The 20,682-nt window shown below is 60.3% G+C and carries 24 protein-coding genes and 1 pseudogene; 13 read left to right on the forward strand and 12 right to left on the reverse strand.

Going from position 1 to position 20,682, the window contains the following annotated elements; translation table 11 throughout:
- Positions 1-96: 96 nt before the first annotated feature.
- Entirely contained in the window at positions 97-1,542 is a 1,446-nt protein-coding gene (locus tag BW33_RS23765) for a SulP family inorganic anion transporter (protein WP_047601638.1), read from the reverse strand.
- 157 nt (positions 1,543-1,699) lie between these two features.
- On the opposite strand from BW33_RS23765, the gene BW33_RS23770 reads away from it, so the two are divergent.
- Both BW33_RS23770 and BW33_RS23775 read left to right on the forward strand, forming a co-directional pair.
- Positions 1,700-1,990 (forward strand): DUF7693 family protein, encoded by a 291-nt coding sequence (locus tag BW33_RS23770; RefSeq protein ID WP_047601639.1) that lies wholly within the window; start codon positions 1,700-1,702, stop codon positions 1,988-1,990.
- A gap of 82 nt (positions 1,991-2,072) precedes the next feature.
- Positions 2,073-2,618, forward strand: a complete 546-nt coding sequence (locus tag BW33_RS23775) for a hypothetical protein (protein ID WP_047601640.1) — start codon at positions 2,073-2,075, stop codon at positions 2,616-2,618.
- A 41-nt stretch (positions 2,619-2,659) separates the two neighbouring features.
- Here the strand turns inward: BW33_RS23775 and BW33_RS23780 are convergent, their stop codons facing one another.
- Positions 2,660-3,295, reverse strand: coding sequence for a hypothetical protein (locus BW33_RS23780; RefSeq protein ID WP_047601642.1), 636 nt, complete (start codon positions 3,293-3,295; stop codon positions 2,660-2,662).
- Positions 3,296-3,423: 128 nt separating this feature from the next.
- On the reverse strand, positions 3,424-3,882 hold the full coding sequence (locus tag BW33_RS23785; RefSeq protein ID WP_047601643.1) for a GNAT family N-acetyltransferase: 459 nt from the start codon (positions 3,880-3,882) through the stop codon (positions 3,424-3,426).
- A gap of 144 nt (positions 3,883-4,026) precedes the next feature.
- Here BW33_RS23785 and BW33_RS23790 point away from each other — a divergent pair, with 144 nt between their 5' ends.
- Positions 4,027-4,668 carry a TetR/AcrR family transcriptional regulator gene (locus tag BW33_RS23790; RefSeq protein WP_047601644.1) on the forward strand — a complete coding sequence of 214 codons (642 nt, stop codon included), beginning with the start codon at positions 4,027-4,029 and terminating at the stop codon, positions 4,666-4,668.
- Between the two features lie 1,093 nt (positions 4,669-5,761).
- Here the strand turns inward: BW33_RS23790 and BW33_RS23795 are convergent.
- Positions 5,762-6,295 carry a cysteine hydrolase family protein gene (locus tag BW33_RS23795; protein ID WP_047601645.1) on the reverse strand — a complete coding sequence of 178 codons (534 nt, stop codon included), beginning with the start codon at positions 6,293-6,295 and terminating at the stop codon, positions 5,762-5,764.
- A 69-nt stretch (positions 6,296-6,364) separates the two neighbouring features.
- Positions 6,365-8,092: a gamma-glutamyltransferase gene (gene ggt, locus BW33_RS23800; protein WP_047601646.1), complete on the reverse strand. Its 1,728-nt coding sequence runs from the start codon at positions 8,090-8,092 to the stop codon at positions 6,365-6,367.
- Positions 8,093-8,242: 150 nt separating this feature from the next.
- Between ggt and BW33_RS23805 the strand changes: the two genes are divergently transcribed.
- A complete protein-coding gene (locus BW33_RS23805; RefSeq protein ID WP_047601648.1) occupies positions 8,243-8,758 on the forward strand; it encodes a methylated-DNA--[protein]-cysteine S-methyltransferase in 516 nt (171 codons plus the stop codon).
- A 129-nt stretch (positions 8,759-8,887) separates the two neighbouring features.
- Here BW33_RS23805 and BW33_RS23810 read toward each other — a convergent pair whose 3' ends face one another.
- The 4 genes and pseudogenes from BW33_RS23810 to BW33_RS23825 all read right to left on the reverse strand — a co-directional run bounded on the left by BW33_RS23810 (position 8,888) and on the right by BW33_RS23825 (position 11,968).
- Positions 8,888-9,478, reverse strand: a complete 591-nt coding sequence (locus BW33_RS23810; protein ID WP_047601649.1) for an NUDIX domain-containing protein — start codon at positions 9,476-9,478, stop codon at positions 8,888-8,890.
- Between the two features lie 152 nt (positions 9,479-9,630).
- Positions 9,631-10,632: pseudogene (locus BW33_RS23815) on the reverse strand (chitinase); the annotation flags it as partial.
- 40 nt (positions 10,633-10,672) lie between these two features.
- On the reverse strand, positions 10,673-11,308 hold the full coding sequence (locus BW33_RS23820; protein ID WP_047601651.1) for a lytic polysaccharide monooxygenase auxiliary activity family 9 protein: 636 nt from the start codon (positions 11,306-11,308) through the stop codon (positions 10,673-10,675).
- Between the two features lie 222 nt (positions 11,309-11,530).
- Positions 11,531-11,968: a hemerythrin domain-containing protein gene (locus tag BW33_RS23825; RefSeq protein WP_041074240.1), complete on the reverse strand. Its 438-nt coding sequence runs from the start codon at positions 11,966-11,968 to the stop codon at positions 11,531-11,533.
- Between the two features lie 147 nt (positions 11,969-12,115).
- On the opposite strand from BW33_RS23825, the gene BW33_RS23830 reads away from it, so the two are divergent.
- On the forward strand, positions 12,116-12,541 hold the full coding sequence (locus tag BW33_RS23830; RefSeq protein ID WP_047601653.1) for a GNAT family N-acetyltransferase: 426 nt from the start codon (positions 12,116-12,118) through the stop codon (positions 12,539-12,541).
- Positions 12,542-12,651: 110 nt separating this feature from the next.
- Here the strand turns inward: BW33_RS23830 and BW33_RS23835 are convergent, their stop codons facing one another.
- Positions 12,652-13,002, reverse strand: a complete 351-nt coding sequence (locus BW33_RS23835) for a hypothetical protein (RefSeq protein ID WP_047601654.1) — start codon at positions 13,000-13,002, stop codon at positions 12,652-12,654.
- Positions 13,003-13,136: 134 nt separating this feature from the next.
- On the opposite strand from BW33_RS23835, the gene BW33_RS23840 reads away from it, so the two are divergent.
- The 8 genes from BW33_RS23840 (at position 13,137) to BW33_RS23875 (ending at position 17,883) form a co-directional block, all read left to right on the forward strand.
- Positions 13,137-13,466, forward strand: coding sequence for a DUF6388 family protein (locus tag BW33_RS23840; RefSeq protein ID WP_047601655.1), 330 nt, complete (start codon positions 13,137-13,139; stop codon positions 13,464-13,466).
- 25 nt (positions 13,467-13,491) lie between these two features.
- Positions 13,492-14,196: a YoaK family protein gene (locus BW33_RS23845; protein WP_047601656.1), complete on the forward strand. Its 705-nt coding sequence runs from the start codon at positions 13,492-13,494 to the stop codon at positions 14,194-14,196.
- A 220-nt stretch (positions 14,197-14,416) separates the two neighbouring features.
- On the forward strand, positions 14,417-14,809 hold the full coding sequence (gene tusD, locus BW33_RS23850) for a sulfurtransferase complex subunit TusD (RefSeq protein ID WP_047602022.1): 393 nt from the start codon (positions 14,417-14,419) through the stop codon (positions 14,807-14,809).
- Position 14,810: 1 nt separating this feature from the next.
- On the forward strand, positions 14,811-15,167 hold the full coding sequence (tusC, locus tag BW33_RS23855; protein ID WP_047601658.1) for a sulfurtransferase complex subunit TusC: 357 nt from the start codon (positions 14,811-14,813) through the stop codon (positions 15,165-15,167).
- A complete protein-coding gene (tusB, locus tag BW33_RS23860) occupies positions 15,167-15,460 on the forward strand; it encodes a sulfurtransferase complex subunit TusB (protein ID WP_047601660.1) in 294 nt (97 codons plus the stop codon). The genes tusC and tusB overlap by 1 nt, the downstream gene beginning before the upstream one ends.
- The gene (locus BW33_RS23865; protein ID WP_047601662.1) at positions 15,457-15,792 is read left to right on the forward strand and encodes a TusE/DsrC/DsvC family sulfur relay protein; all 336 of its coding nucleotides are present in this window, start codon (positions 15,457-15,459) and stop codon (positions 15,790-15,792) included. The genes tusB and BW33_RS23865 overlap by 4 nt, the downstream gene beginning before the upstream one ends.
- Positions 15,789-16,790 (forward strand): glycosyl transferase family protein, encoded by a 1,002-nt coding sequence (locus BW33_RS23870; protein WP_047601663.1) that lies wholly within the window; start codon positions 15,789-15,791, stop codon positions 16,788-16,790. The genes BW33_RS23865 and BW33_RS23870 overlap by 4 nt, the downstream gene beginning before the upstream one ends.
- 91 nt (positions 16,791-16,881) lie before the next feature.
- Positions 16,882-17,883, forward strand: coding sequence for a glutathione S-transferase family protein (locus tag BW33_RS23875; protein ID WP_047601664.1), 1,002 nt, complete (start codon positions 16,882-16,884; stop codon positions 17,881-17,883).
- 123 nt (positions 17,884-18,006) lie between these two features.
- Here the strand turns inward: BW33_RS23875 and cysG are convergent, their stop codons facing one another.
- Entirely contained in the window at positions 18,007-19,401 is a 1,395-nt protein-coding gene (gene cysG, locus BW33_RS23880) for a siroheme synthase CysG (protein ID WP_047601666.1), read from the reverse strand.
- On the reverse strand, positions 19,402-20,682 hold the full coding sequence (serS, locus tag BW33_RS23885) for a serine--tRNA ligase (RefSeq protein WP_003223852.1): 1,281 nt from the start codon (positions 20,680-20,682) through the stop codon (positions 19,402-19,404).

A 20,682-nucleotide genomic window follows, 5' to 3' on the forward strand; every position in this document is an offset into this window, starting at 1 on the left:
TCCCTGTAGGAGCTGCCGCAGGCTGCGATCTTTTGACGTTGATCTTTTAAAAAACCAGATCAAAAGATCGCAGCCTTCGGCAACTCCTACAGGGGATCAGTGGTGTTCGACGCCCGCGCGCTTGAGCAGTTTCTTGCAGCGCTCGGACAGATGAAACACCTGCAACTCCTTCCCGGCCTTGGCGTATCGCTCACGCAAGGTTTTCAACGCGGCAATCGCCGAATAGTCAACGAAGCTCAAATGCCGGCAATCCAGCGTCACCCGGGACGGATCATTGGCCGGGTCGAACTGGTTGAGAAACGGCGTGGTCGAGGCGAAAAACAGTGTGCCGTGCAGACGGTAGAGTTTGCTACCGTCGGCTTCCAGATGTTCATCGGCGTACAGCTCGCGGGCCTGCTGCCAGGCGAAATTCAGCGCGGCGATGATGATCCCGCACAGCACGGCGGTGGCCAGGTCGGTGAACACGGTGATGCTGGTCACGGCGATGATCACCAGTACATCGTTGAGCGGCACTTTGTTCACCACCCGCAACGAGGCCCAGGCGAAGGTCTGTTGCGAGACCACGAACATCACGCCCACCAGTGCCGCCAGCGGAATACGCTCGATCAGCGGCGACAGAAACAGGATGAACAGCAGAATCAAGCCACCCGCCACCACACCGGATAAACGCCCACGGCCGCCGGAGCTGAGGTTGATCACGGTCTGGCCGATCATTGCGCAACCGCCCATGCCACCGAACGCGCCCGAGACCATGTTCGCCGCGCCCAGCGCTACGCATTCGCGATCCGGGTAACCACGGGTTTCGGTGATTTCATCGGTGAGGTTCAGGGTCAGCAGGGTTTCCAGCAGACCAACCAGTGCCATCAGAATCGCGTACGGGGCGATGATGCGCAGGGTCTCCAGGTTCCACGGGATGTCCGGCAGCGCGAAGCTCGGCAGACCGCCGGCGATGTGCGCCATGTCACCAAGGGTGCGCGTCGGCAGACCGAACAGATAGACCAGCAGGCCCACGCCGAGGATCGCCACCAATGCCGGGGGCACCGCGCGGGTCAGGCGCGGCAGAATGTAGACGATGGCCATGGTCAGCAGTACCAGCCCGGTCATCAGGTACAACGGCGTGCCGCTGAGCCAGTGTTCGCCGCTCTTGAAATGCTCCAGTTGCGCCAGCGCAATGATGATCGCCAGACCGTTGACGAAGCCGAGCATCACCGGGTGCGGCACCATGCGCACCAGTTTTCCCAGGCGCAACAAGCCGAACGCCATCATGATCAGACCACCGAGCAACACCGTTGCCAGCAGGTATTGCACGCCGTGCTGCACCACCAGCGCGACGATCACCACCGCCATCGAGCCCGCCGCCCCGGAGACCATTCCCGGCCGGCCACCGAACAACGCGGTCAGCGTACAAATGATGAAGGCGCCGTATAGGCCCATCAGCGGATTGAGATGCGCCACCAGCGCGAACGCAATGCATTCGGGCAACAGGGCAAACGAGGTGGTGAGTCCGGCCAGGACATCGGCGCGCAGACGTTTCGGTTTCATGGCTTACCTGTCTGACGGCCGACGAGCGCGGCCGCTGATGTTCGTAAAAAAGTGGGGTGCGGATGTTACGGAATAGTTCGGAATCGGGCCAGCGATCGCTGACACCCGTCGACGCACGATTTATGCTGACGCGCTTCTGCCTCCATCGAGTACGACCATGACTGCATTGCTGACCGCCCGCGACGTTTGCCAGCGCTTGCGCGAGGCTGCGCTGGGCGTGCTGATGTTCAACAGATCCGAGACGCCCGCTGATACCGGACTGGTTGCGGTCGATATCGAGGGCTGGCGCCTGTTGCTGGATGTTGAGGGTGGGCGCTTGCATCACTGTGAACAGTGCCGCTGCCCGGATGGCCGCGAATGGCATTTCAACAGTCGTTATGGCACCGACCCGGTGAATCTGCTCAGTACCTGGGAACTGGCGCAGATCGAGAATCTGTTGAAGCACTGAGCGCTTCACGGTGAAGTCGATTGCTCAATGATGGCACTCTGCCCATAATTCGGCCCCCTTATTCCTCACGCAAGGAAACGCCGTGAAAAAGTCTCTGTTGTTGATCCCGATGCTGGCAGTGCTGCTGCAAGGTTGTGGCATGACCATGACCCGCTATGAGCCGAGCTTCGAAAACGTTCAAAAGCTCAAGCAGACCCCGCCCCTGCAGGCGATCAGCAATCCTCAGGTAACTGCCGAGTCCGGCGAAGGTTCGCTGACAGTGCGGGCCAACCCGGTGCGCTCGCCATCCGGCAGCATCCCGGCGCATATCCAGGACGCGATCACCGAAGAACTGCGCAAGGCCGGTCTGCTTGATCCGCAGGCCCAGCGTCAGTTGAAAGTGCTGGTGGTGAAGAACAATCTGTCGGCCGGCATGGGCACGGGCGATGGCGAACTCGCTGCACGCTTCACTCTGCTTAATGGGCAGAACGTGGTCTACGACGCGACCAAGCATGTCAGCAGCCAGTGGAGCAGCAGCTTCTTCGGTTTCATTGCGATTCCGAACGCGGTCAACGCCTATAACCCGATGCTGCGTGATCTGTTGAAGGAACTGTACAGCGATCCTCAGTTCATCCAAGCCCTGAAGTAAGGGCAAAAAAAGAGCCGCGATTGCGGCTCTTTTTTTTGACATCAGGCCCGCGGAGTACGAGTCTCGAGTGCCGAGTATTTCAGGTTGTTGTTGTCGATCATCTGCTTCAGCAGCGCGTTGACCTGACGGGCGAACGTATCGTTGACCGCCGCCTTCGGGGTGTTGCCCATCAACGGGATGAACCAGATACCGATCCAGGTACCGACCGCATCATGGTTGCTCGCGGTGGTTAGCGCCTGACCCGTTCCGTCCACGGCTTCGAGGCTCATGGTGTACTGATCGGTGCCGTACGCCGGAATCACCCCCAGGCTGAAACCACTGATGAAGCCCAGTACCATCGAACCGGCATTCGGCGGATGGTTGTACATTTTCAGACGCAGGCTGTAGTCACCCGGCTGCTTCTGGAACTCGTCCAGGGTAACGCGGCCGAACAGACCCGAATCGCTCAGAATCTTTTGCAGCTCTGGTTTGAGCTGGTCACGCGCCTGCGGCACTTCTACGGCCGAAGCGCTTTTCGGTTCGCCCTGATAGAAGTCGAAGTCCACATAGACATTGGGTTTGTTGGCGTAGCTGGCCATAGATGGCAGCTTGACCGGCGGGACTTCGTCTTTGGTGAAACTGGCACAACCACCGAGCGCAAGCACCAGGCCCAGCGCCAGGATTTTCCCGAATTGCATGTTGTCTTCCCTATGTGAACCGAGCCAAATGATAGCAATGAGCCTCCATTGCGGAAGCCGGGCGGATTCTAGAGAGAGCGCTCGCTTGAGGAAAGGCTGAAGCGGAAAATTTACACAAAATATGCGGATCAGCCCTGCCGCAAATCGAGCATGTAGGTGTAGTAGCCGGTATCACGCACATAACCCAGCGACTCATATAAACCCTGCGCCGTGAGGTTGTCGGTCGCGGTTTCCAGCACCAGCCCTTTGGCGCCGGTTTGCAGCGCGAAGTCCCGCGCGGTATTCATCAGCAACCGTCCGACGCCACAACCACGGGCGGCGGGCGCGGTGAACAAATCGCTGAGCAACCAGCTGCGATGGGCATCAATCGAGGAAAACGTCGGATACAGCTGCACGAAACCCAGCGCTTCGGCGTTTTCATCCTGTGCGAGGAAAATAGCCGACTCGTTGCCGGCCATGCGCTCGGCGATGAAGGCGCGCGATTGCTCAAGGTTCGACGGCTGCTGATAGAAACCGCGATAGGCGTCGAACAGTTTTGCCACCGCCTCCAAATGAGTCGCCGTAGCGCGAAGTGCCTTGATGGCCATGTTCCCTCCCCCCCGATTTTTTGATTATCGAACCCGCTTAGCGCTCTCGAACGAGTTAGCTGGCCTCATCGCTATATAGTTTTGTATATTGCGAAACCGAAAATGTCAGTACCTGCCCATGCCATTCACTCACACCGTATTCCCATGAGCGCCATCCGTGTACGCAACGAGCAACTGATCCTCGCCGCCGCCAGCGAAGAGTTTGCCGCCAACGGTTTCGACGCCACCCAGACCAGCAACATCGCCGCCCGTGCCGGCGTACCCAAGGCCAACCTGTATTACTACTTCCAGACCAAGGAAAACCTCTATTCCAAAGTCTTGCTGGGATTTGTCGAACCGCTGCTGGAAGCCTCGGCGGCGCTACGCGAAAGCGACGACCCCATGATCGGCCTGCGCGCCTACATCGCCGCGCGCATCCGCATCGCCCGTGAACACCCGGCCATCGCCAAGGTTTTCAGCGGCGAACTGCTGCTCGGCGCCCGCCAATTGCCCCACGAATGCCGCGACCTGCTGCACGCCGAAGCCCGACGCAACGTCGAATGCCTGCGCAGTTGGATCGAACGCGGCCTGTTGGCGCCGGTAGACCCGGAGCATCTGATGCTGTTCATCTGGTCGGCGACCCGCACCTACACCAATATCGGCTGGCAGATGGGCTGCATCACCGGGCGCGCAGTGCCGCAGGATGAGGATTATCAGACAGCGGCGCAGACGATTACGCGAATGGTGCTGGAGGGCGTCGTGCCACCGCAGGTTGGGGAGATTCGTCGGGTATTGTTTGCGACTTGAGGTATGAGGGCTGCTACGCAGCCCGGCGCGAGCAAGCTCGCTCGCCACAGGGACTCATGCTGGACATGGAGATCCGTGAGCACCACCAATCATTGTAGGAGCCAGCCTGCTGGCGATTGGGTCGGCACAGCTTGCATCTTCATTGACAGATCCACCGCCATCGCTGGCAGGCCAGCGCCTACAGGGGATTTGTGTTGGGCTTGGGAATTGGTGAGCACCACCAATCATTGTAGGAGCCAGCCTGCTGGCGATTGGGTCGGCACAGCTTGCATCTTCATTGACAGATCCACCGCCATCGCTGGCAGGCCAGCGCCTACAGGGGATTTGTGTTGGGCTTGGGAATTGGTGAGCACCACCAATCATTGTAGGAGCCAGCCTGCTGGCGATTGGGTCGGCACAGCTTGCATCTTCATTGACAGATCCACCGCCATCGCTGGCAGGCCAGCGCCTACAGGGGATTTGTGCCGGGCTTGGGAATTGGTGAACACCACCAATCATTGTGGGAGCCAGCCTGCTGGCGATTGGGTCGGCACAGCTTGCATCTTCATTGACAGGCCCACCGCCATCGCTGGCAGGCCAGCGCCTACAGGGGATTTGTGTTGGGCTTGGGAATTGGTGAGCACCTCCAATCATTGTAGGAGCCAGCCTGCTGGCGATTGGGTCGGTACAGCTTGCATCTTCATTGGCGGACCCACCGCCATCGCTGGCAGGCCAGCGCCTACAGGGGATTTGTGTTGGGCTTGGGAATTGGTGAGCACCACCAACCCTTGTAGGAGCCAGCCTGCTGACGATTGGGTCGATACAGCTTGCATCTTCATTGGCGGACCCACCGCCATCGCTGGCAGGCCAGCGCCTACAGGGGATTTGTGCCGGGCTTGGGAATTGGTGAACACCACCAATCATTGCGGGAGCCAGCCTGCTGGCGATTGGGTCGGCACAGCTTGCATCTTCATTGGCGGACCCACCGCCATCGCTGGCAGGCCAGCGCCTACAGGGGATTTGTGTTGGGCTTGGGAATTGGTGAGCACCACCAACCCTTGTCGCTGGCAGGCAGTGATGAGGCCAGTAAGAACAACAGAGGTGTTTTCGGGTTTCAGAAAGTGATCTCGGCTGCGGGTTTGACGTCGACCCGGGCCGTGGCCCCCGTCAGGTGCGCCAGATCCTTGTTGTGTTCGGCGATGATGTCTTCGGCGCTCATGGTGCCGTTGTCGACGGTGGAATGGGAGTCTGCCACGAGCACGACGTCGTAACCCAGCTGATGGGCCTGACGCATGGTGGCGTTGACGCAGTAGTCGGTCTGCAGGCCGCAGATGATCAGGCGTTCGAAGTCTTCGCTGGGCAACAGTTTGCCCAGGTCGGTCTGATAAAACGAATCCGGAGTGGTTTTGCGTACGCGCAGGTCTTGCTCCGCCGTCAGCAGGCTGTCGGCGAGTTGCCAGCCTTCGGCCCCATGGGCCAGCGGGCTGTCCTTTTCCTCATGCTGAATCAGCACCACCGGCACGCCCGCCTCACGCGCACGCGTGCTGAGCTGGTTGATGGTGGCGATCACGCGGTGGATGTCGAAGCACTGATACTCGCCCGAGCAGAGAGCCTGTTGGACATCGATGATCAACAATGCGCTGGACATGATGGGCCTTCCTTGATCGATCCTTGAGACAGGGGGCAGAGCCGAGCCCCGCCGCCTGTTTTACGCCTCTCAGTAGCCCAATGACAACCCGGTGTTGCGCCGTGGATCGTTGGCCCCGTAGAAACGGTTCTTGCCCACCGGTTTACCGCCCAGCGACGGCGCGCCGACCAGGATCGCGGCGATGTGGTTGGCGTCCTGCGGCCCGGCAAACTTGTGGCCCCAGCTCTCGAGAATCTTCCTGGTATCGGGGCTGGCGGCGAAGTCTTCGAGGTTGGTTTCTTCAGGCATCCATTGCTGGTGGAAACGCGGCGCGTCGACGGCTTCCTGCAGGCCCATGCCGTAGTCGATGACATTGAGCATGGTCAGCAAGGTCGCGGTGATGATCCGGCTGCCACCCGGCGTACCGACCACCATCACCACTTTGCCGTCCTTGGTGACGATGGTCGGGCTCATCGACGACAGCGGGGTTTTGCCCGGGGCGATGGCATTGGCCTCGCCCTGCACCAGACCGTACATGTTCGGCACGCCGACCTTGGAGGTGAAGTCGTCCATCTCGTCGTTGAGGATCACCCCGGTCTTGCTCGCCATCACCCCGGCGCCAAACCAGTCGTTGAGGGTGTAAGTCACCGACACTGCGTTGCCCCACTTGTCGACGATCGAATAGTGCGTGGTGTTGTTGCCTTCATGCGGGGCGACGCCGGGTTTCAGCTCGGCGGAGATCCCGGCCTTCTGCGGCTGGATCGCGTTGCGCAGCTGGGTGGCGTAGTTCTTGTCCAGCAGATGCTCGATCGGGTTCTTCACAAAATCCGGGTCGCCCAGATAGCTGTTGCGGTCCACGTAAGCATGGCGCATCGCTTCAATCTGGTAGTGCATGCCCTGGGCCGAATGGAAGCCCAGATCCTTCATCGGATAGCCTTCGAGGATGTTCATGATCTCGCAGATCACCACCCCGCCGGAGCTTGGCGGTGGCGCCGAAACCACGTGGTAGCCACGGTAATCGCACTCCACCGGGGCCAGTTCGCGGGTCTTGTACTTGTCGAGGTCGGCCTGGGTAATGATGCCCTTGTTGGCCTGACTGGACGTGACGATGGCGTCGGCCACCCAGCCTTTATAGAAACCGTCAGCGCCTTTTTCCGAGATGGTGCGCAGGGTTTTCGCCAGATCCTTCTGCACCAGTTTCTGCCCGACCTGCATCGGCTCGCCGTTGTGCAGGAAGATCGAGCCGGAATCGCGCATGTCCTTTTTGAACACATCGGTGGCGTAGTCCAGCAGATCGACATCGCCCTGCTCCAGTTCGAAACCGTCTTCAGCCAGTTTGATCGCCGGGGCGATCATTTCCTTGCGCGGTTTGGTGCCGTACTTGCTCAGCGCCAACTCCATGCCCGACACGGTGCCCGGCACCGCCACAGCGAGGTGACCACGGGTACTCAGATCCGGAACGACGTTGCCGTCCTTGTCCAGGTACATGTTGGCCGTCGCCGCCAGCGGGGCTTTTTCGCGGAAGTCGAGGAAGGTCTTGCGCCCGTCCGCCAGTTGAATGGTCATGAAACCGCCACCGCCGAGGTTGCCTGCTGCGGGATACACCACCGCCAGCGCATAGCCCACAGCGACCGCTGCATCCACCGCATTGCCGCCGTTTTTCAACACATCGACGCCGACATGGGAAGCCAGATGTTGGGCGGTGACCACCATGCCGTTCTCGGCGGCAACCGGGGCCACCGAAGCGGCGTGGGCCATCAGGCAGCTCAGTGCCAGTGAAGTCGCGATCAGCGTTTTGGCCAAAGGTTCGTACTTCATGAGTCGATCTCTTTTTTGTTATTGGATTCTGTGCAGAACAGAGAGGAACGCTGCAAAAGCACCAAGCAGTATGGTCGCTATTGCGATTTGCGCCTCCCCGATCAGGCAGTATGCTGGGCGCCGTTGCCGCGCCGCCCCGGAGTTTTGCCCATGCCCTACACGTTCATCACCCTGCCCTCACCGGTCGGCGAATTGAAGCTGGTTGCGAACGGCTCGCGACTGGCGGCCATCCTCTGGGAAAACGACAAACCGGGCCGGGTGCGCCTCGGGCCGATGAGCCAAGCGCCGGACAATCCGCTGCTGCAGCGAACCGCGCAGCAGCTTGAAGAATATTTTGCCGGCAAGCGTGATCGCTTCGACCTGGAGCTGGACTTTGTCGGCACCGATTTTCAGAAAAAGGTCTGGGCAGCATTGCTGACCATTCCGTTTGGCGAAACCCGCACTTACAGCCAGATCGCCGAGCAGATCGGTAACCCGACAGCCGTGCGCGCGGTAGGAGCGGCGAATGGGCGCAATCCGATTTCGATTGTGGCGCCGTGTCATCGGGTGATTGGCGCTTCGGGGAAGTTGACCGGGTTTGCGGGAGGACTTGAGGCCAAGGAGCGATTGCTGGTGCTGGAGGGGGGTGACTGGCCTGATGTCGGTAGAACAGGCGACCTGTTTTAACCCTGCAAATGCCATTGTGTGGCGAGGGAGCTTGCTCCCGCTCCAGTGCGTAGCACTGGCAAAAAAACCTGGGGCCGCTGCGCAGCCCAGCGGGAGCAAGCTCCCTCGCCACAATGGATTGGTGCTGAATCAGGTGTTGAACAGGTTATTCATTGCTGCATACTGCAACAGCATGATGGTCTTGGCATCGCAGATCTCGCCACGCTGGAACGCCGCCAGTGCTTCATCGAAGTCCCACTCCAGCACTTCCAGTTCTTCGGTTTCTTCTTCCAGGCCACCGCCCTCACTGACCTTCGACTTTGCGTCGTACTCGGCAATGAAAAAGTGCAGTTTCTCGGTCACCGAACCGGGGCTCATGTAAGCCTCGAATATCTTCTTCACGTCGTGCACGCGATAGCCGGTTTCCTCTTCGGCCTCGTCACGAATCCGCTGTTCCGGCGCAGCACCTTCCAGCAGCCCGGCCGCTACTTCGATCAGCAATCCATCGTGACCGTTGACGAACACCGGCAGACGGAATTGGCGGGTCAGCACCACCGTGCGCTGTGCGCGGTTGAACAACAGGATCGCCGCACCATTGCCCCGGTCGTAGACCTCGCGAGTCTGCCGCTGCCAGTCGCCGTTGTTGCGCAGGTAGTCGAAGGTGATCTTCTTCAACAGGTACCAGTCGTGGGACAACACCTCAGTGTCGACAATGTTGACCCGCTCGGCTGTCTTGATCATGACGCCTGATCCTTTGTCATCGGAAAACGCCCATAGTCGATTAATCGCGTTCACAAAAAAAGCCCGGCAGCGCTACCGGGCTTCTTTATCTGCGATTAACGGGCGAGGCGCGACAACACGTCGTCCGTTTCCTGCACCGCTGTTCGGGCGCCGTGAATCAGCGGCCCATAACGCCGACTGAACTCCCAGTTGTACGGCACGCGATCCTTGCTGACGCCGTTGTCCCAGTTCACCGACCAGGTCATCAGCCCTTTGATCGGTAGCCCTTTGATCGCCAGACGCTTGAGCGCATTGCCCACCGCGGTGCTGTCGATCACATAACCGGTGGCGGCCGCATCGACGTTGGCCGGCAGGCCGATGACGAATTTGTCAGCGGGGATTTTGGTGAAGCCCCGAGTCCCGGTCACCAGACTTTCGGTCAGGTAATAAAGGAAGTCCTCTTTCAGCGCATCGTTGTTCTGCGCGATCCACGCTCCATTGCCATTATTGGCTTCCGGCACCCAGACCCCGTCGCCGCCCTGGTTGTAGAACTGCGGCGCAATGAAGTCGTAGTAACCTTCCAGTGCCTGCAGGTATCCGACGTATTTGCCGTTGGTGGTCAGGTACGGAAACTCCGGGGCCATGCTGATGATGAAGTGCTTGCCCTGACCTGCGTAGTGATCCTTGACCAGTTTCAGCGCGGCTGGCAGCACAGTCTTGTTGGCAGCGAAATCAATCGCGCTCTGTTCAAGATCGATGTCCAGCCCATCGAAGCCGTAGGTTTCCACCAGACGGATGATTTCATTGGCCAGCGGTTGTTCCTGCCCGCTGCGCAACTCGATGTGCGCATCGGCGCCACCCAGGGACAGCAGCACCGCCCGTCCCTGACTGTTGAGCACGCCGACCTGACGCCGGAACTCGGCATCGGAGACGTTGTAGGGCTTGAAGGTCGGAATCCCGCTGCCCTTCATGAACGCCACCGCGACCACGTTGTACTCCTTGGGTACCGCTTCCAGAGCGATCTCGGCGAAGCGGCCCTGACGGTAGCCGTCACTCGGACCCGCCGGCCAGTTGTGCCAGAAGCCCATGAGTATTTTTTTGCCGGCGATGCTCGGCATCAGCGAGGCCGCATCGGCCGCCTGGTTTTGCACGAGTGTGAAGTCGATATTTGACATGTTCTAATCCTTCAGAACCTGTGGGTTGAGCGTAACGCCGTTATTTGAAGTCGACGTCGAACGCCTGATAGAACGCGTTACCGGTGTTGGCGACGATCCACATCAACACGATGACGTGACGGCCCTTTTTGTTGGCCGGCAATTTCACCGAATGATCGACCTTGGCCTTCAACTCCCCCGGATAGCTGTAATACGGCACCTGAGTGTAGAAGTCTTCGGCGAAAGGCTGCGCCTCGAGCTGTGCACGGGAAATACGCTGTTTCGGATCCCAGCCATCTTTGGTGATCATCCAGCGATAGCCACGGGTGGTGTGTGGCGCGGTGTATTCCCACTTCACTTCCAGCGTCTGGCCCGGGGTGACACTGAGCAATGGCCAGCTGAACGGGCGGTTGAGCTTTTTGCTCATTTCCTCGTCGGTGAAGTTCACGCAGTCACGGGCATCGGTCTTGCCACCGCTGAGGATGTAACCGTCGGCGGGCGGCGTGACGCTGTCACTGTCGCTGCCATACGGAGCAGGAAAAGGCCCTGCCGTCAGCGCCGGGAAGTTCTTGCCGCCTTCCATTTCGTTGACCTGCCAGGCACCGAGCAATCCTTGCTCGATGGCTACCGCACCGCGGCTGGCTGGAGAGGTGACGCGACCGTGTCGCAGTTGGGTTTGAGCTTGTGGTTGGTTCATGTTTTTCACTCCGTTGATTTAAGAACTCTCCTGTCCGAGGAGAGGCCTTCAAGCTAACGGAGGTGGTTTTTTTGTCCATCGGCGGTTTTGTCGCAGGCCATCGGCGCCTCAAGCGGAAAACGCCGAAAATACTGGATGAATATACAGTCAATTACGACAACGCCCACCTGACGCATGGCTAAAGGCCTACACGTCGACACTGCAAAAACCCGCATTCACCCTTCACTCCAGTTGTGCCTGGTATTCCTTTTCATATTGCCCGGCGAGCTGTTCCTTTTGCTTGTCATCGAGCAGCTTGCCGGCCATCTGGAAGAATTTCTGCTCCTCTTCCTTGAGATGGTGATGAACCTTGTCCGAGAGCTTCTTCGCCGTTGCCAGCCACGCCGGGCTGGACATCTCGGTTTCGTCCAGTTCTTCCATCATCTCGTCCATTTCATGGTGTTCCGAGATCGCGTGACGACTGAGATCGACGCCGTTGTCGAACTCCATCAACGGGATATAGAAGTGGCGTTCTTCGGCGGTTTCGTGGGCCTGGAGTTCGGCCTTGAGCTGCTTGTAGGCTTCAACCCGCTCCGGGGTGTCGCCGCTGGTTTCGACCAGGGCTTTGGCGTAATTGCGCTGGCGGTCGTGGCTTTCGCGAAGGGCTTCGAAAATATTCATGGGGGATCCTCATCAACCGCGTTCGGAATGACGCTGTAAAACCTAGACCCCGGCGTATCAGCGACGGTTCCAAAGGGTTGAGGAAGGACTTGGAAAGCGCCCGCCGGGCAGGATAGGCTGCGTGTTCATCTCACAAGGAAGTTGCGCATGACGTTGCGAATCGAGCTGTCGCAGAACCCTACGGAAGAACAGCGCAAGGCCATCCTCGAGCCTTTGATTGCGTACAACGACGCCCAGACCGGCGGCTCCAAATCCGAGCCCTTTGCCCTGCTGGTGCGCGATGAGCACGACGCAATTCTCGGCGGTTTGTATGGTCGGGTGATCTTTACCTGGATGTACATTGAATTGCTGTGCGTCCCGGAACAGGGTCGCGGGCAACGCATCGGCTCGGAACTGATGGCCATGGCGGAAAATCTGGCCAAGGAGAAGAACTGCCTGGGCATCTGGCTGGACACCTTCGATTTTCAGGCGCCGGAGTTTTACAAGAAGCTGGGATTCAGCCAATTTGGCGAGATCGTTGATTACCCGCCGGGGCATAGCCGGCATTATTTCCAGAAGCGTCTGATCGGTTGAATTCACTGGCCCTATCGCGAGCAGGCTCACTCCTACAGGATCGGTGGCGAACACAAATCCAGTGTGGGAGCCAGCCTGCTGGCGATGACGGCAGCCGCCTCAACGCATGATCAGAGGCAGGTCGCCAACGCCGCCAATCGGCGTTTGGCAACAAAATCATCCTTCTGCGCGTAGTAGTTGAGCACGGTTCCCGAAGCATCGCTGGTCACGTCGACAAACGATTCCGCCGAACGGGTGTACACCGTCGAACCACCCTTCTTGCCCGGTTGCAGGTACGCCCCGGCATCCACGCCAAACACCGCTTCGTCCTGCCAGCCGAACTGTACGCACTGAGCGACAACTTTCTCGGGCTTGTCCGAGGTCAGGACCTTGTACGGGGCTTTGGTGCGAGAATCGTCCATTACCGAACCCGCGCAGCCAGCCAGCACAGTCGCGGCCAGCGCTACCATCAGAATTCGCATTGCATTCGCTCATTCAGAAAAAAGCGGACTGTATCACCGCAACAGGCAAAATCATTCTGCTTTACTGCATTTATAGCGCGACACGCACCGGCCGCTCCGGCACCCTAGGGTCATCAGCCTCACAAGGAATACACATGGCGCCCACCGACCAGCGACATGAACAAGCCCTGAAACTGTTTCTCGACGCGCGCCCCGAATTGCGCGAAACCCTCGATCACCTCAACCCGCTGCTGGCCCAGGCCAAGGGTGAAACCGTTGCGCAGTATCGCGAAGAACGCTTGCATGAAGCCTTCGAGGCCGAAGCTGAAGATCAGGGACTGTTTGCCTGGGAACTGACCTTGCTGCTCACAGCGGCAACGCCCGAGGAGTATCAGACCCAGCGCATGGAGGTGCATCGCGAGGTAGCGGAAATGGCGCACATGAGCTGGGTCGATTATTGCGACCTGTATGGGTTGGAACCGTAACCACTGCGCAAGGATACCGTCACCGATGCTGCCTTCGACCTCGACTCACCGCGCCACTTCCGGGCATCTGCACCGGCAGAAATGGCGCGGCCGCATCGGTCTGGCGCTGGTGGCCAGCCTGTCGGTACTCGCCGGGATGACCGACGCGATCGGCTTCATGGCCAGCGGCGATTTCGTTTCTTTCATGAGCGGCAATACCACGCGGCTGGCGGTGGCGATCAGTGACGGCGACCTCGGACTGACCGTGCGCCTGATCATCCTCGTCGTCACCTTCGTGATCGGTAATGCCTTGGGGATCGTGATCGGGCGCCTCGGTGGGCGGCGCACATTGCCCTTGTTGCTGTGCATCGCCACCCTGCTTTGCTTCGCGGCCGCGTGGCCGTATGACACGCAACTGCCGGCGTTGCTGGCGGCGATCATCGCAATGGGCATGCTCAACGCGGCGGTCGAGGAAGTGAATGGCCTGCCGGTGGGCCTGACGTACGTGACCGGAGCGCTGTCGCGGTTCGGCCGTGGACTCGGGCGCTGGATGCTCGGCGAACGCCGTAACGGCTGGCGGGTGCAGTTGGTGCCTTGGACAGGCATGTTCATCGGCGCGATTCTCGGCGCGGTGCTGGAACAGCATTTCGGGCTTCGGGCGTTGTTCGCCAGCGGCTTGCTGGCGGCAGGGCTGGGCGTGCTGTCCTTGAGCATTCCGCGGCGTTGGCAACTCGGCTATATGCCGCGCTGATCGAAACCTCAGTCAAATACCCTGTAGGAACTGTCGAGTGAAACGAGGCTGCGATCTCTTGATCTTGCTTGTAAAGATCAAGAGATCGCAGCGTGCCGCAGCTCCTGCATGGACTCGCATGTATGACCGATAGCAGCAGAAATCGGTGTGTGCAACTTGGGTTTCGCGGCTGCCTCGATAAAGCTTTATCATGGCCGCAGTTTTGCTGATCGAGTCCGTCATGAAGTTCGCCATTGCGCTGTTTTCCGCCGCCCATGCGCCCTCCTCGCGCCGTGCCCTGCTGTTTGCGCAGGCTGCGCTGGCCGGCGGGCATGAAATTGTCCGGCTGTTTTTCTATCAGGACGGCGTGTACAACGCCTCCGACGCGGTGGTCACCCCGCAGGACGAGCTGGACCTGCCCAAACAGTGGCGCGCGTTCATCACCGAGCAGCAACTGGACGGCGTGGTATGCATCGCCGCTGCCTTGCGCCGTGGCGTACTGAATGACGAAGAAGCCAAACGCTACCAGCGTGATGCCGTCGCGGTCAGCGCGCCGTGGGAATTGTCCGGCCTCGGCCAGTTGCACGATGCGGTGCAGGACGCCGATCGATTGATCTGTTTCGGAGGCGCGTGAGATGGCCAAATCCCTGTTGATCATCAGCCGCCAGTCGCCATGGTCCGGCCCCGGCGCCCGCGAAGCGCTGGACATCGTCCTGGCCGGCGGCGCGTTCGATCTGCCGATCGGCCTGCTGTTTCTCGATGACGGCGTGCTGCAACTGGCCGCTGGGCAGAACGCCAAGACTCTGCAACAGAAAGACCTGAGCGCCAACCTGCAGGCGCTGCCGATGTTCGGCGTTGAAGAGCTGTTTTACTGCTCCGACAGCGCCAGCAATCGTGGCCTGAGCAGTCTGTCGCTGGACGAAGCGCAGCCGCTCGCTGCCAGCGAAATCACCGCCCTTATTGACCGTTACGACCAGGTGATCACCCTCTGATGTCGACTTTGCATGTGTTGTCTCATTCCCCGTTCGGCGACGAGCGCCTGAGCAGTTGCCTGCGCGTGATTGGCGCTGCCGACGCCGTGCTGTTATCCGGCGACGCGGTCTACGCCCTGCAACCGGGCACTGCGCCATTCGCCACGCTGAACGAGCGCCGGGTCAAGCTGTTCGCCCTCGCCGAAGACCTGCAGGCCCGGGCCATCGTTGCTCCCGACTGGGCTGAAGCCATCGACTACCCGGCCTTCGTTGAACTGTCGATCCACCACAACAAGGTCAACAGTTGGCTATGAACTCGATGACTGTCGGCGCCCGCGCCATCGAACTGGACAAGGACGGCTTTCTGGTCGACCTCGACGACTGGTCCCATGACGTTGCCAGCGCCCTCGCCGCCGCTGAAGACATCGGACTGACGGCCGAACACTGGGAAGTCCTCGAACTGCTGCGCAGCTTTTACGCAGAATTCCAGCTGTCGCCGGCCACCCGTCCGCTGATCAAGTACACCGCACTCAAACTCGGCCCGGACAAAGGCAACAGCCTGCACCTGAACCGACTGTTCAAAGGCACCCCTGCCAAACTCGCCGCGAAACTGGCGGGCCTGCCCAAACCGACGAATTGCTTATGACCGACTTTCCAGCGCTGACCCTTGAAACGCCCGCCGAGCACCCGTTCGCGCAGTTCGTACGGATCCTCGGCAAGGGCAAACGCGGCGCCCGCGACCTGACCCGTGAAGAAGCGTGGGAAGCCATGGGTATGGTGCTCGACGACAAAGTCGAAGACACCCAACTCGGCGCCTTTCTGATGCTGCTACGGCACAAGGAAGAAAGCGCCGAGGAAATGGCCGGTTTCACCGAAGCGTTGCGCGAGCGCCTGTCAGCGCCAACGCTGAACGTCGATCTGGACTGGCCGACCTATGCCGGCAAGAAACGCCATCTGCCGTGGTACCTGCTGTCGGCCAAGTGCCTGGCGCAAAACGGCGTGCGGATTTTCATGCACGGCGGCGGCGCGCACACCGCCGGGCGCCTGTACACCGAACAACTGCTTGGCGAGCTGAACATTCCGCTGTGCCGCACCTGGCAGCAGGTCGGCAGCGCGCTGGACAACGGTGGTCTGGCGTTCATGCCGCTGATGGACTGGGCGCCGCAGTTGCAGAAGATGATCGACCTGCGCAACACCATGGGCCTGCGCTCGCCGATCCATTCGCTGGCACGCATCCTCAATCCACTGCGCGCCCGTTGTGGTCTGCAGAGTATTTTCCACCCGGGCTATCAAGCGGTGCATCGCGAGGCCAGCGGCCTGCTCGGCGACACGGCGATCGTGGTCAAGGGCGATGGCGGCGAAATCGAGATCAACCCGGATGCCGACAGCCATCTGTACGGCACCCAGGGCGGCGAAAGCTGGGACGAGGAATGGCCGCAGCTGTCGAGCCAGCGCCACGTCAAACCGGCCACGCTGGACGTTGAACATCTCAAGGCGGTGTGGCGCGGCGAGGTGGTCGACAGTTATCCGCAAATGGCGCTTATTTCGACCATGGCCCTGGCCCTGCGCGGCCTCGGCCAGAGTCGCGAGCAAGCGTTCGCAACCGCCGAGCAATACTGGGCGGCGCGCAACAAATCGATTTAACCGATCATTGGCGCCCGATCTTTGCGCTTTTTGTTCGAACTCATTGGAATAGACTCGGCTCCAACGCTTATTGGAATCAGGAGTCTTGATCATGGGTTTACTCGTCGACGGCCACTGGCAGGACAAGTGGTACGAAAGCAGCAAAGACGGCGCCTTTCAGCGCGAACAGGCACAACGGCGCAATTGGGTCACCCCTGACGGCCAGCCCGGGCCGAGCGGTGAAGGCGGCTTTGCTGCCGAAGCCGGGCGCTATCACCTCTATGTGTCGCTCGCCTGCCCGTGGGCGCACCGCACGCTGATCCTGCGCAAGCTCAAAGGCCTGGAAAGCCTGATCGACGTGTCCGTGGTCAGCTGGCTGATGCTGGAAAACGGCTGGACCTTCGATCAGACCCTTGGCTCGACGGGCGATAAGCTTGACCACTTCGACTTCATGCACCAGCGCTACACCGTCGACGCGCCGGACTACACCGGCCGCGTCACCGTGCCGGTGCTGTGGGACAAGAAGCTCAAGCGCATCGTCAGCAATGAATCAGCGGAAATCATCCGCATGTTCAACAGCGCATTCGATGGCCTGACCGGTAACGAGCTGGACTTCTATCCGGCGCCATTACACGGCGAGATCGATGCACTGAACGAACGGATTTATCCGGCGGTGAACAACGGCGTGTATCGCGCCGGGTTCGCCACCTCGCAAAAAGCTTATGAACAAGCCTTCGATGACGTGTTTGCCGAACTGGATCATCTGGAGCGAGTACTGGGCGCCAACCGCTATCTGACCGGCGAATACCTGACTGAAGCAGACGTGCGTTTGTTCACCACGCTGATTCGCTTCGACGCGGTGTACCACGGGCACTTCAAGTGCAATCTGCGGCGGATTGCCGATTATCCGAACCTGTCGAACTGGCTGCGTGAGCTGTATCAGTGGCCGGGGATTGGCGAGACGGTGGATTTCCAGCACATCAAAAATCACTACTACGGTAGCCACAAGACCATCAATCCGACGGGGATTGTGCCGAAGGGGCCTGAGCAGGATTTCAGCGTGGCACATGATCGGGCGCGGTTGAACGGGAAAGGGGTTTGGTTGAAGGGCTAACAGCAAAAGCAAAAGCAAAAGCAAAAGCAAAAGCAAAAGCAAAGATCGCAGCCTGCGGCAGCTCCTACATGTGAATGCGTTCCCTGTAGGAGCTGCCGCAGGCTGCGATCTTTTTGCTTTGACTCAGACCTGCGCCTGAGCCCCTTCGAACCACGCCAGTTTCTCGCGCAGCTGCACCACTTCCCCCACGATCACCAGCGTCGGTGCATGCACTTCATGCTCTGCCACCAGGCGCGGCAGGTCGGCCAGCGTGCCAGTAAAGACCCGCTGATTGACCGTGGTGCCCTGCTGGATCAACGCCGCCGGGGTATCCGCGCTGCGACCGTGCTTGACCAACTGCTCGCAGATCACCGGCAAGCCCACCAGGCCCATGTAGAACACCAGCGTCTGCGCCGGGGCGACGAGGTCGGCCCACGGCAGATCGGTGGAACCGTCCTTCAGGTGACCGGTGACGAAGCGCACCGACTGCGCGTAATCGCGATGGGTCAACGGAATCCCGGCATACGCCGCGCAACCGCTGGCCGCCGTGATCCCCGGCACCACCTGGAACGGAATCCCGTGGGCCGCCAGCTCTTCGATCTCTTCACCGCCGCGACCGAAGATGAACGGATCACCGCCCTTCAAGCGCACCACGCGTTTGCCGGCCTTGGCCAGATCCACCAGTTGCTGGTTGATCTGATCCTGCGGCACCGCGTGATCAGAGCGACGCTTGCCGACGTAGACACGCTCGGCATCGCGACGGCACAGCTCAAGAATCGCCGGCGCCACCAAACGGTCGTACAGCACCACGTCGGCTTGCTGCATCAGACGCAAGGCGCGGAAGGTCAGCAGATCCGGATCACCCGGCCCTGCCCCCACCAGATACACCTCACCGGTGGTAACGGTCGCTTCACCATCGATCTTGGCCTGCAACAGACGCTCGGCTTCAGTGCCCTGCCCGGCCAGTTGGCGGTCGGCAATCGGGCCTTGAAATACGTCTTCCCAGAAACCGCGACGCTGCTGCACATCCGGAAACAGGTTTTTCACCTGATTGCGGAAACGTGCGGCAAGCCCGGCCAACTGGCCGTAGGTCGAAGGAATCCAGGTTTCGATCTTGGCGCGAATCAAACGGGCCAGCACCGGCGCATCGCCGCCGCTGGACACCGCGATGATCAGCGGCGAGCGATCGACGATCGCCGGGAAGATCACGCTGCATAGCTGCGGCGCGTCGACCACGTTGACCGGCACGCAACGCCGATGGGCATCGCTGGAGACTTGGGCGTTGAGCGTTTCGTCGTCGGTGGCGGCGATGATCAGCCCGCAACCGTCCAGATCCGCTTCCACGTAACCGCGCAGCAGACATTCGCCACCGCTGGCGCTGACCAGTTCGCGCAGTTGTGCTTCGATTTCAGGTGCGACCACCCGCAGCAGCGCACCGGCATCGGCCAGCAGGCGGGATTTGCGCAAGGCAATTTCCCCCCCACCGACCACCAACACACGACTGCCGCGCAGGTTGTGAAACAGCGGCAGATATTTCATTTAGCCGATGACCTCAAGGCCACCCATGTAAGGCTTCAGTACGTCCGGCACGCGGATCGAACCGTCGGCCTGCTGGTAGTTTTCCAGCACCGCCACCAGTGTACGACCGACCGCCAGACCCGAACCGTTGAGAGTGTGTACCAGCTCAGGCTTGCCGGTTTCCGGGTTGCGGAAACGCGCCTGCATGCGGCGAGCCTGGAAGTCGCCGCAGTTGGAGCACGACGAAATTTCGCGGTACTTGTCCTGGCTCGGAATCCACACTTCGAGGTCGTAGGTCTTGACGGCGCTGAAGCCCATGTCGCCGGTGCACAGCGCCAGGGTGCGGTAAGGCAGACCCAGCAGTTGCAGGACTTTCTCGGCGTTGGCGGTCAGGCCTTCCAGCGCTTCCATCGAAGTCGACGGCTCGACGATCTGCACCATTTCAACCTTGTCGAACTGGTGCTGACGGATCATGCCGCGGGTGTCGCGACCCGACGCACCGGCTTCGCTGCGGAAGCACGGGGTGTGGGCGACGAACTTGATTGGCAGCAGTTTCGAGTCGACGATTTCACCGGCGACGATGTTGGTCAACGACACTTCGGCGGTCGGGATCAGGTACAGATCGGCTTCGCCTTCGCGAGCGATCTTGAACAGATCTTCTTCGAACTTCGGCAGCTGGCCGGTGCCTTGCAGCGCCGGGGCCTGAACCAGATAAGGCGTGTAGGCCTCTTCGTAGCCATGCTCGTTGACGTGCAGGTTGATCATGAACTGCGCCAGAGCGCGGTGCAGTCGGGCGATCGGGCCGCGCAGCAGAGCGAAACGGGCGCCGGACAGCTTGGCGGCGGTTTCGAAATCCAGCCAGCCGAATTTCTCGCCCAGCGCCACGTGGTCCTTGACCTCGAAATCGAACTGCGTCGGCGTGCCCCAGCGGCGCACTTCAACGTTGTCGTCTTCGTCTTTGCCGACTGGTACCGATTCGTGCGGCAGGTTGGGGATACCCAGCAGGATCGAGTCCAGTTCGGTCTGGATCGCGTCCAGCTCGACTTTACCGGCGCTCAGCTCGCCCGCCATGCGCTCGACGTCCGCCATCAGCGGCGCGATGTCTTCGCCACGCTGCTTGGCCTGACCGATGGATTTGGAACGCGCGTTACGTTCAGCCTGCAGTGCTTCGGTGCGGGTCTGGACGGTCTTGCGCTGTTCTTCCAGCGCTTCGATGCGCGCGGTATCCAGGGCAAAGCCACGGGAAGCCAGGCGGTCCGCTACGTCCTGAAGGTTGCTACGTAACAGTTTGGAATCGAGCAT

This window comes from Pseudomonas sp. RIT288, from assembly GCF_000631985.1.
In the GTDB taxonomy this organism is placed as follows: domain Bacteria; phylum Pseudomonadota; class Gammaproteobacteria; order Pseudomonadales; family Pseudomonadaceae; genus Aquipseudomonas.